Source organism: Bacteroides sp. 11BF (assembly GCF_019633765.1).
In the GTDB taxonomy this organism is placed as follows: Bacteria; Bacteroidota; Bacteroidia; order Bacteroidales; family Bacteroidaceae; genus Bacteroides; species Bacteroides hominis.
The window spans coordinates 106,690-122,706 of sequence record NZ_JAFKPJ010000015.1; the positions used below are offsets into that span (position 1 = coordinate 106,690).

Here is a 16,017-nt window from a genome sequence, read left to right on the forward strand (position 1 = left end):
ACCTCACAACTCTTTTCAAAAGGGCTGTGAGGTTTGCTTTTTAATATACTTAAATAATACATTATGAGAAAACTCTTCATGAGTGCTGCGGCTCTTTTGTTTGCCGGAGCACTTTGGGCACAAGAGGGTCCGTTGTGGATGCGTCATTGTGCTATCTCTCCCGATGGAACTACCATTGCTTTCACCTATAAAGGTGATATTTTCACAGTACCGGTGTCCGGTGGCAAAGCTACACAGATCACTACCAATCCGGCTTTTGATACAACCCCGATTTGGAGTCCCGATAGTAAACAGATTGCATTTGCGTCCGACCGTATGGGAAGTCTGGATGTATTCATTGTGTCGAAAGAAGGAGGCGAGCCTCGCCGCCTGACCACTTTCTCGGGCAGCGAAACTCCGGTAGCTTTCAGTGATGCGGGACAGCTCTTATTTACTGCCGACATCATGCCTTCTGCCGAAGATGCCGGTTTTCCTTCGAACGGACAATTCCAGCAGATATATCAGATTCCGGTTGCGGGAGGACGTCCTGTGATGTTTTCATCTATGCCAATGGAATGCATCTCCATTAATAAGGAAGGGGCTATTCTTTATCAAGATAAAAAAGGATATGAGGATTACTGGCGTAAGCACCAGAAGTCACCGATTGCCCGTGATATATGGATGCTTCAGCCTGGACAGACTCCACGCTATGAAAAACAGACCACTTTCATCGGTGAAGATCGTGAACCGGTATGGGCACCGGACGGAAAGTCGTTCTACTATTTGAGTGAAGAGAATGGTTCGTTCAATATCTACCAGCGTATTCCGGGATCGAATGCATCCAAGCAGGTGACGCATCACACGCAGCATCCGGTACGTTTCCTCAGTATGGCTTCCAATGGTAATCTTTGTTATGGTTTTGATGGTGAGATTTATACGTTGACTCCCGGTGGTAAGTCGCAGAAAGTATCTGTGAAAATTCTGTCAGACAGAAATGATAAAGATTTGATTCGCCAGATAAAGACCAGTGGGGCTACTGAAATGGCTGTATCTCCTGATGGTAAAGAGGTTGCTTTCATTTTGAGAGGAGATGTGTATGTGACTTCGGTAGAATATAAAACGACAAAACAGATAACGAACACTCCTTGTCAGGAACGTGGAATCGATTTTGCACCCGACGGGCGTAGCTTGGTGTATGCTTCGGAACGTGGCGGACTCTGGCAGCTCTATACTTCAAGTATCGTGCGGAAAGATGAGAAACAGTTCACGTATGCTACAGAGTTAAAAGAAGAACGTCTGACCAATTCGGATATAGCTTCGTTCAATCCGAAGTATAGCCCGGACGGAAAAGAAGTTGCTTTCCTTGAAAACCGTACGGCAATTCGCGTCATCAATCTCAAAACTAAGAAGGTACGTACGGTAATGGATGCCCAATATCAGTATTCGTACAGTGATGGTGACCAGTGGTTTGAGTGGAGTCCGGATAGTAAATGGATTCTTTCCGAATTTATTGGTATCGGTGGCTGGAACAATAAAGATATTGTGCTGCTGAACGCCGATGGTAAGGGAGAAATGCATAATCTGACCGAAAGCGGTTACTCAGACGGAAATGCGAAATGGGTTCTGGGTGGCAAAGCAATGGTCTGGTTCAGTGACCGTGCCGGATACCGTAGTCATGGCAGCTGGGGTGCTCAATATGACGCTTACATCATGTTTTTTGATGTAGATGCTTACGATCGTTTCCGCATGAATAAGGAAGACCTTGCTTTGCTTGAAGAAGCTGAGAAAGCGGAAAAGGCTGAGAAAGAAAAAGCTGAGAAGAAAAAGAAAGAAGATAAAAAAGGTGATAAGAAAAAAGACGCCAAAGATAAGAAAGATGGAGAGGCAGAAAAGAAGGAGGAAGTGAAGCCACTGAAATTCGATCTTGATAATCGATTCGATCGTATTGTGCGTCTGACTGTCAACTCTTCTTTCATGGGTGATGCTGTTTTGACTCCGAAAGGTGATAAGCTCTATTATCTGGCAGCGTTTGAAAGCGGTTATGATTTGTGGGAACACGATTTGAAAGAGAATTCAACAAAGATTCTGTTGAAAGGTGTCGGAGGCGGTTCGCTGTTGCCCGATAAGAAAGGTGAGAATATCTTTATGTGTACCGGTGGAGGTATGAAGAAAATTGAAATAGCCGGTAGTAAGACAACGCCTATTGCATTTGAATCTTTCTTCGACTATCAGCCGGGTGGTGAACGTGCTTACATTTTTGATCATGTTTGGCAGCAGGTAGACGATAAGTTCTATGTGAAGGATTTGCAGGGAGTAGACTGGCCTTTGTATAAGAAGACTTATGAAAAGTTCCTGCCACATATCAACAATAATTATGACTTTGCCGAACTGCTGAGCGAGATGCTCGGAGAGTTGAATGCTTCACATACCGGAGCTCGGTACTCTGGTGTAGGAGGGGCGTTACCTACAGCTTCATTGGGGGTATTTTATGACGATACTTATACCGGTGACGGGTTGAAAATAAAGGAAATCATAGAGCAGAGTCCTTTCACTTTGAAGAAAACAGATGTAAAGCCGGGTTGTATCATTGAAAAAGTAGATGGTACTCCAATCAAAAAAGGAGAAGATTATTTCCCGTTATTTGAAGGAAAAGTAGGGCGTAAAGTGCTGCTTTCTGTTTACGATCCTGCTACAAAGAAGCATTTTGAAGAGACAGTGAAGGCGATCAGTTACGGTGCGCAGCGCGAATTGCTATATAAACGATGGGTAGAGCGCAACCGCAAGAAAGTAGAAGAGTTATCAGGCGGTCGTTTGGGATATGTACATATCAAGGGCATGGATAGTCAGAGTTTCCGTAAGATGTACTCCGAACTGTTGGGGCGCTACCGTAACAAAGAAGCCGTAGTTGTAGACGTTCGTCACAATGGTGGTGGTTGGTTGCACGACGATGTGGTGACTCTCCTTAGTGGCAAAGAATATCAGCGTTTTGTTCCTCGCGGACAATATATAGGTAGCGATCCGTTCAATAAGTGGCTGAAGCCCTCATGTATGCTTGTTTGTGAAGACAATTACAGTAATGCGCATGGTACTCCTTATGTATATAAGACATTAGGTATCGGTAAACTGGTAGGTACTCCTGTAGCCGGAACTATGACAGCTGTATGGTGGGAACGCCAGATTGATCCGAGTCTTGTATTTGGTATTCCGCAGGTAGGCTGCATGGATATGCAGGGTAACTATTTGGAAAATCAGACACTCGAACCGGATGTGCTGATTTATAATGAACCTTCTGCTTCGTTGAAGGGAGAAGATGCACAATTGAAAGCTGCGGTAGATTGCTTGTTGAAGGAGTTGCCGAAGAAATGATGGGGTAATTGCGTTTTATGCTCGATTAAAATGGAAAGGTCACCTTTGTTTAAAGGTGGCCTTTTCTTATTATGTGGATAAAATGATTTATTTATTGTTAAATACTTGCTTTTTAATGTGAAATACTATAAATATAGTTTTATGTCTATATTTATAGTTATATATTTGTGCCATTCCATTCAGGTTGTATCCCAAATACTTGATGAATAGAAGTATAATCTAAAATTACTTGGTATGAGTGAACAGAAAGAATTGACAAAAGCAGAACTCCAGATCATGCAGGTGCTTTGGCGGAAAGAAAATGCTTTTGTGAATGAAATCTTACAGGATTTGGAAGAGCCGCGTCCGGCGTATAATACAGTTTCTACCGTACTGCGTGTATTGCAAAACAAAGGCTTTGTAGCTTATCGTAGTTTCGGAAAGAATTATCAGTATTATCCGTTGGTTTCAAAAGAGAGCTATACGAATCGTTTTATGAACCGGGTCGTAGATAACTTTTTCAGTGGTTCGGTGAAGGCGATGGTTTCGTTCTTTACCAAAAAAGAAAAGATGTCGGTACAGGAGATCGACGAACTGATTGAAATGTTGAAGGAAAACAAAAAGGAATAAGGTATGATCGATATTGATTGTAGCGAATGGGCTATTCTTCGTTTCATAGGAGCTTCATTTGTGTTATGGCTGTGCTATTACTTGTTGTTCGATCGAAAAGCCCCGTTTAACCAGTGCCGGAATTATTTGCTTTTTTCGGTACTGCTGGCCGGAGCTGTATCGGTGGTACGCATCCCGGTTTATCCGGTGAAGGTGGTGCGGCCGATAAAGATGGAACGGGTGGTTGTAAAGCAAGAAACACAAATGGATAAGACTTCATTGGTACAAGTAGAAAATGATGGGATACAACCGGATACGCTCGCAGCAGTGCAGGCGGAGGTTAGTGAAGCAATTGTACCCCGAGTGGAAGAAGAAATAGCGGAAGAACCTTTTTATGCTTCGTGGGATTACTGGCAAATAGTCTGGATCGTATATGGATTGGGAGTATTTGTCCTTTTGATGCATTTATTGGTCGAAATGGCACGTATCTGGCGTTTGAAGCGTTGGGGAAGTTGTACGATGGAGGCTGATGGGATTTGTATCGTGCGTAACAATGAAGTCGTTTCACCATTCTCGTTTTACCGGATGATCTTTATCAATCGGAAGTTAGAAGGAGAAGTGTTGCGTATAGTTCTGCTCCATGAAAAGGCACATATTCGTAATCATCATTATCGGGACACTTTATTTATTGAAGGTTTATCCATCTTATGTTGGTTTAATCCGTTTGTCTGGCTGGTAAAGCGTGAACTGCGGGCTCTCCATGAATTTCAAGTGGACCGTTGTTTGCTTTCCGGTGAGATTGAATTATTTGAATATCAAAGCATCTTATTCGAAGAGTTGATGGGATACAGCCCGAAGGTTGCAAATGGTTTTCATAATTCATTAATTAAAAAACGATTTATCATGATGAAACATCAATATAAAGAACGTTTCGCCGGAGTGCGCAAAATAGCGTTGCTTCCTTTGTGTGCGGGTGTATTGGCTTTATTTTCTTTTACGGAAAAGCCGGTTCTGATTGAACCTGTATTGCCGATGGTATCTGTTTCGATGAAAGCAGAAACTCCCGAAGTCGTATCTAACGAAAAAAAGATGGATAGCGTAGGTGATGAAAAGTGTTTTCTGCTTTTGGACTCCCCAAAGATAGTTCATTACATACAGTCGGGAGAGGCGCATTTAGTTAAATCCGGATCCAGTCAACTACTTACTAAGGTTACAACTCCTGTATCGAAAGTGCTGGATACGCTCTCGGAGGAGAAACCGAATCAGACTTCTCTGCACGGAAAAGAGGCTGATTATACTGTTGGCGTCGATTTACCTGCAGATCAGGTTGTATTGTCGCGTGCACCGTATAAACGAAGTATATATGTACGCTTTATTGAACGGACGAAAGAAGATACACGCGTTACTTTGGCCATACCGATATATTATGACCGGCACTGGTTACAGTTCGAAAAGGGATTGTCCATAGTAGACGAAGATACGAAAGATGTTTATAAGATTCGTTCACTTACCCGCGGAATTGAACTAAATCAGACTTATTGGGTTGTGGGACAAGAAAAGCAAATGCTGGAATTTACACTGGTCTTTCCTCCTCTTGACCGAAAGGTAAAAAAGATTAGTATCCGCGATTGTTTCCCGGAAGAAAGGGGATTGACACCTCCCAATGGCAGTTCATGGAGGTTGGAGAATCTGAAAGTTGACGATTTCCTTCCGACTGCCGCCCGAATAGCTGAGTATGATAGAGAGGGGCGTCCACTGCGTTCCGATAAATTGGAAGAAGTAACTCTTAATGCAAGTCAATTAGCCGTTTCTTCACGCCGGGGTGACGGAAGGTCTCGAATTCAGAAAATTGAAACTTTACCGGAGAAGACGTTGGTTGTCTTGAATATACCTATTCATTTTGACCGTCATTGGTTGGTCATAGGTAAGGGATTGTGTCTTGTTGATTCCAGAACAGGTGATGAATATCCGATTCTGGAAGAGGCGCATGGCATTGAAATGAATAAATTACTGTGGGTAGAGGGCTGTGAAGGACGTTCTGTGTTGTTGACACTCGTTTTCCCGAAGTTGCCAAAGAAAGTAAAAACAATCGATCTTTATAATAAATATCCGGATGCCGGAGTTATTTCACCAAGCAACGGAAGCAGTTGGGATTGGCGGAAAGTAAAGATTAAAGATTATCAGAAGGAACCCTATAAACGCATTATATTGTAGCCTGCTCTACAGTATTGATCTATTTTAGGCACGGATGTGACAGATAAACAGATACTCTTGATTCTGTGGAATCTGCACGATCCGTGCCTATCATTTTATTCAACCTCAAAGACGGTAAGTACCGCTGCATGGTCTGATGCCCACACATAATCTATCTCGGGAGCCGTACGTACTATTTTGGATGATAATACTTTCAGCCCTCCTTTATAATAGATGAAATCGATACGGGACATTTGCATTTGCCCGTAGATGGCGGCAACAGTGCCTCCCTGATATGCAACTTCGTCCGGATTCTTCTCACGGAAACTATCTTTGAAACCATTTTCCAACATATAGCGGGAAGCGGGGAAAGCCACCGGACCGTATCCGTGATGCAATGGTTTGGCTCGTTCTGTCCAGTCAAGATGGCTACACGAGTTGAAGTCACCGGTGATAATGACCGGCATGTCTGTTTCCTGGTTCGGTACAATATCCTTTGTATAGATATTGCGGATATCGGGCAGTGCCAATATGGAATCTTCAGCGACCCAGACAGAAGGATCCAGTCCTTTCTCAGCGTAACCACTTGTATATTCCGGACGGTAGGCATAACGAAGCCAACAGTCTACAAGCATTATCCGCTTACCGTTTGGTAAGGTTATTTTGGCTGGGTTCGATTTGAAGGGTTCCCGCCATGCTATGGGTTCCAACGGAAAGCGGCTGTACATGGCCAGGTTGTCTTTAAGAGAATGGGTTTTGAGATGATACCCTAATGAATCTGCCAGCATTTGTTGGATGCCATATGCTTCTTGCATCATGACCACGTCTGCATGGGTGCTTCGGATCAGGTCGAATACTCGCTGCTGCCCCTCGTTACCCAGATGAATACCTCCATGCCAGATGTTCCATTGAAGCACTTTTACTATATTGGAATGTGTTTGGTTGTTGCAAGTCACTTGTTTACGGACCTCTTCGGTAGCTGTTTCGGGAATATACTGTTTTCCGTTTAGGCGGAAAGAAGGTACGGAGGCATATAATGTATGTCCGGGAGTTGCCTCTTTTCTGACGTCGAATGTAAGAAGGAAATAGTTGATCCCCGGTTGTAACAGGATCTCTTCTCCCTGCTCCGGGCAGAGAGTCATTGACTGTTCGGGGGTATGCCCGTTGCCAAACAGTTCTTTGCGTTGCACGGATCGTGCCTCACTCCCGGTAGAATAAATATGGATTTGCTCAATATCCGCAAGAGTGGTCGTGCCGGTGAAATCGAGTTTCAGCTCTGTCAGTTTCAGTGGTTTCCGGGAACCTTGTACGGCTATTCTCAGTTTTAGTGCCTGGTCGTCTTTGCTTCCTTGATCAACATCCCATTCACTTTGGATGACTACGGCATTGAATAACTGTTGTTTTCCGTCATACTCTTTAAATGCGGTATTATCGTTAGGGACTGCATAAGCCAGCGGAGCTTTTCCATTGTATTTGTTGCGCCCATTGCGGATATGGTAAGCCTGATGTCCTTTGCCTACCCAATTGATGGATGTTTCTTCTTTCAGGTCGTCGAAGTTATAATATCCCCACAAGGATTTAAAAGCGGGATGACTGGCTTCTACGGGGCGATTCATCCATTGACGGATCGTTTGTTCCGGTAAAGCTTTGCGCCAAATGCGTACTTCATCAATCAATCCGCCGAAAGTATAATATACATCGTGAACTCCGATAGCACCGGGAAGGATGGAAATTGCCGTATCGGCTTTGGCCATTTGTTTTCCATCAAGATAAAGTATGGTCTGCTTTCCGTCACAAGTCAGTGCCACATGGTGCCATTGGTCATCCAATGCTTCCGGTGCCGAAAGATTGGCACGGGTAGAGTGAAGTTTGCCTTCTTTTACGACCAAAGGCAGATAGTCCACCCAGTTCAATTCACTGTATTCACCTCCTCCGATGATAACTTCAAGACTGTCCCATTTACAGTCGTTACCTTTAATCCAGGACTCCAAGGTCCACGAAGGTTCCAGAATTCCCATACCTGTCCGTACGTTATTGTCTTTCCCGTCGAGGCAGAGGGCGAGATTAGACTTCCCGCCTTTTGAGGCAGGAAGTTTACCCTGCATCTGCAGGGAGCAGCAGATGCAGAGGATGAATATTATTACATATTTCATTATGAATTTATTTGGTTTTGAAAGTCACGGTCCATGGTTTTGAACGTTTACCACTGGCCGAAATTACAGTAAACTCTTTGCTCAGTCCACTCCAGTCCTGATAGCCTCCGAGTGAAGGGGACAGGGTAGCTCCGGAAGAGAGTGTGCAGGTGGCAAAGACGTTGGACAGGTCAGTGCCGTTTTCTACGGTAATGGAGACGATACCTTCATCCGAAAGAATAACAGGGGTACCGATCTCTTCTTTATCCTGGTTATACACTTTAAAAGTCAATATTTCCGTTTTGTCATAATTCGGTACGTCCGGTATGTCGGGTTGTTCACACGAGACAAAAAGGCAGCCGGCAACAAAGCAGCAAATCAGTATAGAAATTATTTTATTCATAATCATGCTATATTTAAAATGTGATGAAATCAATCGTTAATATCCCGGGTTTTGTGTCAGTACGCTGGAGCGGACAATCTCGTCGTGAGGAATCGGTGTCAGGTACAAACGGTCATTCCAGGTACGGATGTCTGTTTTGGTTATCTTAAATTCCGTCGGTGAGACAAAGCGCACTCCATGCAGGGTCGTTTGGGTTTCGGGACCGACTTTCCAGCGGCGTACGTCGTAGAAACGTTGTTCCTCGAAAGCAAACTCGATGCGGCGCTCTTTCCGAATCAGTTCACGCAATTTTGCCGGATCGGATTCGGTAAGCGCAGGTAAGCCTACTCGTTGACGAATCACATTGACGGCTTTCCGTGCACCTTCTACATCACCGGTTTCAAGGCGCGCTTCTGCATCATTCAGATAAATCTCTGCGTAACGGAGGATGATCCAGTTGGTACTGAAGTCCGGACTGCTGGCGCCTGCGTACGGATAGTTATAGTTATCATAATCGATCCATTTCCAAACATTGTATCCGGTAAGTGAACCATCGCCTTTATCAGGAGTATCCATCAGATAGCGGTCTACAGTTACAGCACCTTTATCTGCATTGAAGAAAATCTGGGAACCATGGAAAACGATGTTGGCATAGAATCTTGGTTCACGTCCTTCATAGATGCCACAAGTATTGATATCGAATACCTGATCGGCGGGAGCCTGTGAGTATTGCGTGGCAGGTGAGCCATCTGCCATTTCAAATGCGTCAACCAGTTCTTGGGTCGGGCCGAGGCCACCCCATCCGCGATCACCATATTTATCGTTGATATACGTCACCATGTTGCACACCATCATGTTGTTGTAGACATCCGGGCTTTTGTATTGGATGTCGAAGATGATTTCTTTGTTATCTTTGTTGGTAGTCCACCAGATAGAGCGGTATTTTTCCGGAGTAGTGCCATCTACCAGTTCATATCCCAGTTTGTATACTTCGGCACAACTCTTGATCACGTCTTCGTAGCGTTTGTCATACAGTTCCACTCTTGATTTCAGTGCATAAGCAGCACCTTTGGTGGCACGTCCCTTTTCTCTTGAACCATAAGACGCCGGCAACATTTCGGTTGCCTTTTTGAGGTCGTCCAGAATGAAGTCATAACATTCTTTCTCGGACGAACGGGGAATTTCCCAGTTATCCTCCATGGTGAGTACTTTATCCAGTAGAATGACACCGCCATATCGCTTTACCATTTCGAAATAGAACATGGCACGCAAGAAGTGAACTTCTCCCGTAAGTCTTGACTTTTCGCTTTCTTCGATGGTAGACGTACCGATTCGTTCGAAAAAACGGTTGCATTTACGTACCTTTACGTAATAATCTTCCCATACATCGTCATCCTGAGGGTCGGAAGCGCTGACCATATCATAGTTGAATTTGAACCAGCTTGCACGATATTTATCCCGTTGTGCTGAGACAGAATTGTCACTTCGGTTTTCCTGTAATTGCAGTCCGTCTACGGAAATTTCACTATATAGATCGTTTACGTAATATTTCACCAGTGTTTCGTCCGACCAGAAAGAATCGTCGGCGATTTCGTCTAGTGGAGCTTTGTTCAATACATCGCACGAACAGAAGAGCAATACAAATATGCAGAACAGGGCTGTATTTATCTTTTTCATAATCACGTTTCAATTTTTAAGTTTAGAATGTAATGTTAGCACCAAACACAAAGGTTTTCATTTGAGGATAAGCACTTCCGTCAGTAGAGCGCAACTCAGGGTCGAAATATTTTATTTGCGACCAGGTCAGCAGGTTAGAACCGCTGAAGTAAAGACGCAATCCTTGAATTTCGGATACCTTGGACAGTAGCAGTTTCTTGAAGTCGTAACCTATTTCTACATTCTTCAGGCGGAGGTATGAACCATTACGCATCCAGAAGGAAGAAAACAACTGGTTATTGGCGTTGCCTCCGTAATACAGGCGTGGAAATTCCGCTTTCGGATTCTCTGGTGTCCAGGTGTTACCGATGTGATGTTCAAGCAAAGCTCCTCCGCGTCCCTCTATGTATGGGAAGGCCAGGTAACCATTGTAGTAAAAGTCTGCCAACGCTGCCCCCTGGAAGAAGAAGGTTACATCAAAACCTTTCCATTCGGCATTCAGGTTTAGTCCGTATACCAATTCCGGATAATTGCTGCGTCCGATAGCTATTTTATCTTCTGCGTCGATGATGCCATCTCCGTTTTGGTCTTTGTATTTAATGTCGCCTGCCTTGGCTTTGCCGAATTGCGGTTGAGGCCAGTTATTGGCTTCCTCGTCAGATTGGAACAGTCCCAGTGCTTCGTAACCGAAGTACTGACTCATGGAGTGTCCGGTACTGCGCTGTCTCGGGTTGTTTTTCTCTCCGGCAGGTTCCAGCAGGTCAATCACTTTGTTTCTGGCCCAGGTCAGGTTACCTGCAACGGAATAATTGAAATCGCGCAGATGATTGCGATGCGTAATGTTCAGGTCGATACCTCTGTTGTCTACTTTACCTACATTGGCAGCCGGTAATTTATATCCCAGGATAGCCGGCATATCTGTACGTTCACGCAGGATGTCGTTTGTCTTTTTATAGAACCAATCCGCTTCCAGATTGAGTTTTCCGTTGAAGAACGAGGCATCTATACCGATATTGAACATTTCAGAAGTTTCCCATGTAATGTTAGGATTCGGGAAACGGGTCTCAGTATATCCCGGAGCGATTTCCGGATTCTGACCGCCGAATACGGCATCGCCGCCTGTACCATAAGCAGACATATATTGGAACTGTCCGATGTTGTCTGTGCCGGCACGTCCCCATGAAGTTCTTAGTTTCAGATTGCTAAGCACTTCCGAGAAGGGTTCCATAAAAGGTTCTGCCGATATACGCCAGGCAGCCGATACAGAAGGGAAGAAGCCATAACGTTTGTTTTTCGGGAATTTTTCCGAACCATCGAGGCGTCCGTTCGCTTCCAGCATGTATTTCTCTTTATAGTTGTAGGTCAGACGGAATACCGAACCGATTTTACCGGTTTCGGAAGCACTGCCGCTATTATCCTTGTCTTTGTCTGGTCCGGCAAACAGTTGCTGGATGGAATAAATACGATATTTGGTACGTGAGGCCCAGAAGTTTTCGTCGGCTCCTTCCGAACGTGAGAATACAAATAATGCTCCCAATTGATGATCCTGCGCAATGGTTTTATTATAGGCTGCCTGGAACTCAAACGTCATGGCCTGACTTGTAGAGTACGTTTGTTTCAGTTCCGCACCTTCGCGGTTCGGTGAGTGTCCGTCATATTCTCCTGTAATTTTGTTCCACACATAGAAGTCTACCGGAGTGGTCCATCTCTTGATGCTGTTGAATATTTTGTCGTAGGAGAAAATACCCTTCAGATTCAGGCCTTCGAGTCCCGGGACATTGAAATCCAACATGAAGCGTGTGTTTAATACACTTTTACGATCTTTGACCCAACCTCCTTCGGTAGCCAAGCCGATAGGGTTGATACCCAGTGACACTTTACCTAAGTTGCCGTCCGGAAAGCGTCCCGGATCTGTCTGCGGGTTACGGTGCATATTATTGAATACATCGGAAGTACTGCCGGCAATACTGTTTCTGTCTTCCTGGCGATAGGCCATATCTGCCGATAGATTCAGGTATTTGTCCACAATGTTGGCGTCTATATTCACACGTGCGTTATATCGGTTGAAACCGGAGGTCGATTCATTGGTACGTGTGTCACCATAGAGGGCATCCTGTTTCACATAGCCGAATCCTGCAAAATATTTCACCTTATCAGAACCGCCGCTTGCCGTCAGGCTGTGCATCTGTTGCCAGGCGCGAGGGAGCAATACCTCTTTGTTCCAGTCCGTGTTAGGATAACCGTAGGGGTCGGAACCATCTCTGAACTTCTGTAACTCCTCTTCATTATAAATGCCATACATACCCGGGTCTTCGCCCAAATCCATTTCTTTGTTGCGCCAAGCCTCATTCATGAAGCGTGCATGATCATAAGAACTGGCAATCTCAGGCATACGGGTGGGGGTACCGAAACCTACTTTGAAGTTATAGTCTACTTGTGCTTTGCCACTTTTACCACGCTTTGTAGTGATAAGGATTACACCGTTTGCTCCGCGTGCACCGTAAGGGGCTACGGCAGAGGCGTCCTTTAATACCGTCATGCTCTCGATTTCACTGGGGTCGAGTTGAGCCATACTGCGTCCGATGATACCATCCACTACAATCAAGGGAGAAGAGGAGGTAGGTGAGCTGGAACCACGGATAATGATGGTCGGGTCATCGTATCCGGCTTCACCGCCGGTTTGCTGGATCAACACCCCGCTGACACGTCCTCCGAGTGAGGAGGCCAGATTGGCAGTAGGTACATTCTTGAGCGAAGATACCTTTAGCGTAGAGGCTGAAGCAGTCACAGTCTGTTTTTTCTGTGAGCCATAGCCTACTACCACTACTTCGTCCAGGGTTTTAGTGTCTTCTTTCATTTGGATATTGAAAGACGATTTGCCATTTACCGGTATTTCCTGAGTCAGGTAGCCGATGTATGAAATCACTAATACTGATTTCTCTGGCACTTCCAGCGTGAAGTTTCCTTCAATGTTTGTAATATCTCCTGTTCCCGGCTGCCCTTTCAGCGAAATGTTGGCTCCGATAATCGGGTCACCGATCTGATCGATCACCACACCTTTGATTTTGATTCTGCGCTCTTGCTGGGTGATTGTCGTTTCGGACGCTTTTTCTTTGTCTACATACAGAGAAATGTAGTTATTGGAGAACTTATACGTCAGTTTTTTGTTTCTGAGTGCCGTTTTCAGGATTTCCGTTACAGTGGCATGGGTGTTTTTTACCTCGACTTCCTGTGAAAGGTCAATTTCGGCATCACGATACATGAACAGATAATTAGTCTGTTTCTCGATTTCACGCATTAACTCACCGAAAGTCAGACTACTCTTGGAGAGAGTTACACGAGCCTCCTGCGATTTTACGTTACCAGCCTGGAGCTGAAAGAGAAAAACGAATATAAAGAACACGGACAGTTTCATAATTCGTATAATATGTGTTAATTCAAGTTGTTGATGGACATACCATTTCTGCAACAAGTTTTTTTTCATAACTTTGTCGTACGTTTAAAGATTAATACTATAGGTCTATTTCGAGATGGATAAAAGATAGTATTGACTCTTTCGGGGGTGAGTGTTGGTAGCGCTCACCCTTTTTTGTCACACTATCCATTGTTGGGGTGAAAAATATTTAAGTCATAGTGCTGATTTGTTTTTAAAGGTTAGACATTGGTATTTAATAAATCTCATAATGCTCGTCATCTGTTTTTTTGAATTTGAAGTGGTATACTCCTTGCAGGGCTATCAGGATATTGTCCACATCCTCGCTTTGCCGGATTTTACCGGAGATTCGTTCATCCAGCTTCACATCTCCGGTGAATTTGAACTGTACGTTGTACCACAGGGTCAGGTAATTCAGAATCTCTCCGAAGGGTTTTGAACGGAAACTAAAGATGCCGCTTTTCAGGTATTCTTCATTATCGAAGTTAGAGGTTGACACTACCATGCGGTTGTTTACCAACGATACTTTCTCGTGAGGATTCAGGTATACCTTCTCGTTTCTGTTGTTTTTGTTATAGACCAACACACGGCCTTCTACGAGGCAGGTCTCAAACTTATTCTCTTTTCCGGCATAGGCGAATACGTTGAATCGGGTACCCAATACTTGTATGTTGAACCGTTGCGTTTTTACGATAAAAGGTTTTTTGGCATTTTTGGTCACTTCAAAATACCCTTCGCCATTTAGCTCTACCGTACGGCTCTTCCGGTTGAATGCATTGGGGATTTTGATTTTACTCTGAGGGCTTAGCCATACGGAAGTACCGTCCGGAAGAGTCATGTTGACTCGCTGCCCTTTAGGGACATTGATTTCTGTATATAAGTCTTTTTGTCCGATCTGTGCATATCTGTTGCTAATGAACCAGGTAGTGGTGACCAGCAGACAGATTGCGGCTGCATACTTTAGAAGCCCGATACGGAAGCGGCGTATAGAACGTCGTTTCAGTCGTTTGTCGAATTCAGCTATACCTGTTGCGGTCTTTTCCCGGTCTCCTTCCTGTGATGTGAGTCCGGAGATGGCCCATACAGCTTTCATGCGTGCAAATTCTTTTTTAGCTTCCGGATTATTCCGGAGTCTATTCAAAAATTCCGCTTTTTCGGTGGCTGACATGGCACCTGTGAAGTATTTTTTTAGTTCATCATTCATGGTTCCTTGAGTGGTTTTACAGTAAAGACAATCGGGGATGCATTTACCACCAAAGGAAATATAAAAAAATCTTCTAAATAATAAAAACAAGTAAGGGAAGATAGTCTTTAAGTTCTGATCTGAGTTTACGCAATGCGATAGATATTTGATTTTCAACAGTATTGACGGATATGTTCAGGCGCTCGGCTATCTCTTTATATTTTAATCCTTCTATCCGGCTGAGGAGAAAAATTTCTCTGCAACGTTCAGGCAACTTTTGCATTGTCTGGCTTAATAGATTTTCTACTTCCGGAATGGAGGAGACAGCTTCGTCGAACTGTTCCAAAGCATATAGGTTCAGTTGATATTCCAACTCTTCGTCTGCTTTCAGTGAACAGGTTTTAGCCTGAATATACGACTGGTGTTTCAGAAAGTTTAAACATCTGTTTTTGATCAGTGTGAAAAGAAAGGCATCCAGATGTTCTATGTCTTTCAGTAGGTCCAGATGTTCCCACAGATAAAGAAAGGTATCCTGCACTATGTTTTCTGCATCCTCTTCTGCAATGACATAGGTTTGTGAGAAGCGGAGCATTCTTACATAATATATAGAATATATGTCTGAAAAACTTTTCTGTGTTTCCAGTAGATGATTAGGCTGCATTCTTTTTAGCGGACTTATTTCTTTTATCTATAGTATAAGATATGTTTAGATTGCAAATATAACTAAATAGTTTGCAATGTAGGAGAGTAGTTTTAATTTTTATTTTGCTTATTGTGAAGCATCTTTCTTTAATATGTTTTTTCGGAAAATGTTCTTTTTTATTGGAATACGGTTGAATAGGGGTAAAATCGTGGACAGTACCTTTTCCGTCCTCTCCTCCGTGAAATGCATTTCTATCTTCCATCTTCCACCTTTTTCCATATTTTTATCTGATTATCATTTAGTTAATACGGTGGAAGATCGCGTTTTCAGCCCATTTATCTTCCACCCTCATCTTCCATCTTCCACCCTCTTCCATCGCTTGAAAAACTTTCCTAATTCCCTCGTATTCAGAAGTATACTTTTTGTTTCTTGTCAGTTTTCCCCTTAAAAAGCATTTTCATA

At 43.9% G+C, this 16,017-nt stretch carries 9 protein-coding genes; 3 read left to right on the forward strand and 6 right to left on the reverse strand.

The genetic code is table 11. The annotated features are described in order from the left end of the window. Window positions 1-63 precede the first annotated feature (63 nt). The 3 genes from JZY04_RS15900 to JZY04_RS15910 all read left to right on the forward strand — a co-directional run bounded on the left by JZY04_RS15900 (window position 64) and on the right by JZY04_RS15910 (window position 6,147). A complete protein-coding gene (locus tag JZY04_RS15900; protein WP_122142999.1) occupies window positions 64-3,345 on the forward strand; it encodes a S41 family peptidase in 3,282 nt (1,093 codons plus the stop codon). Between the two features lie 234 nt (window positions 3,346-3,579). Then, window positions 3,580-3,954, forward strand: coding sequence for a BlaI/MecI/CopY family transcriptional regulator (locus JZY04_RS15905; protein ID WP_005782501.1), 375 nt, complete (start codon window positions 3,580-3,582; stop codon window positions 3,952-3,954). A gap of 3 nt (window positions 3,955-3,957) precedes the next feature. After that, entirely contained in the window at window positions 3,958-6,147 is a 2,190-nt protein-coding gene (locus JZY04_RS15910) for a M56 family metallopeptidase (protein WP_122143000.1), read from the forward strand. A 95-nt stretch (window positions 6,148-6,242) separates the two neighbouring features. Here JZY04_RS15910 and JZY04_RS15915 read toward each other — a convergent pair whose 3' ends face one another. The 6 genes from JZY04_RS15915 to JZY04_RS15940 all read right to left on the reverse strand — a co-directional run bounded on the left by JZY04_RS15915 (window position 6,243) and on the right by JZY04_RS15940 (window position 15,573). After that, window positions 6,243-8,279 carry a BNR-repeat neuraminidase N-terminal domain-containing protein gene (locus JZY04_RS15915; protein WP_122143001.1) on the reverse strand — a complete coding sequence of 679 codons (2,037 nt, stop codon included), beginning with the start codon at window positions 8,277-8,279 and terminating at the stop codon, window positions 6,243-6,245. Between the two features lie 7 nt (window positions 8,280-8,286). Continuing rightward, on the reverse strand, window positions 8,287-8,661 hold the full coding sequence (locus JZY04_RS15920; RefSeq protein ID WP_005811122.1) for a hypothetical protein: 375 nt from the start codon (window positions 8,659-8,661) through the stop codon (window positions 8,287-8,289). 36 nt (window positions 8,662-8,697) lie between these two features. Further along, window positions 8,698-10,317 carry a RagB/SusD family nutrient uptake outer membrane protein gene (locus JZY04_RS15925; RefSeq protein WP_005811120.1) on the reverse strand — a complete coding sequence of 540 codons (1,620 nt, stop codon included), beginning with the start codon at window positions 10,315-10,317 and terminating at the stop codon, window positions 8,698-8,700. 22 nt (window positions 10,318-10,339) lie between these two features. Then, window positions 10,340-13,780 (reverse strand): TonB-dependent receptor, encoded by a 3,441-nt coding sequence (locus JZY04_RS15930; RefSeq protein WP_122143002.1) that lies wholly within the window; start codon window positions 13,778-13,780, stop codon window positions 10,340-10,342. A gap of 184 nt (window positions 13,781-13,964) precedes the next feature. Next, window positions 13,965-14,933: a FecR family protein gene (locus tag JZY04_RS15935; RefSeq protein WP_032541174.1), complete on the reverse strand. Its 969-nt coding sequence runs from the start codon at window positions 14,931-14,933 to the stop codon at window positions 13,965-13,967. Window positions 14,934-15,006: 73 nt separating this feature from the next. Continuing rightward, window positions 15,007-15,573, reverse strand: coding sequence for an RNA polymerase sigma-70 factor (locus JZY04_RS15940; RefSeq protein WP_005782513.1), 567 nt, complete (start codon window positions 15,571-15,573; stop codon window positions 15,007-15,009). Window positions 15,574-16,017 lie beyond the last annotated feature (444 nt).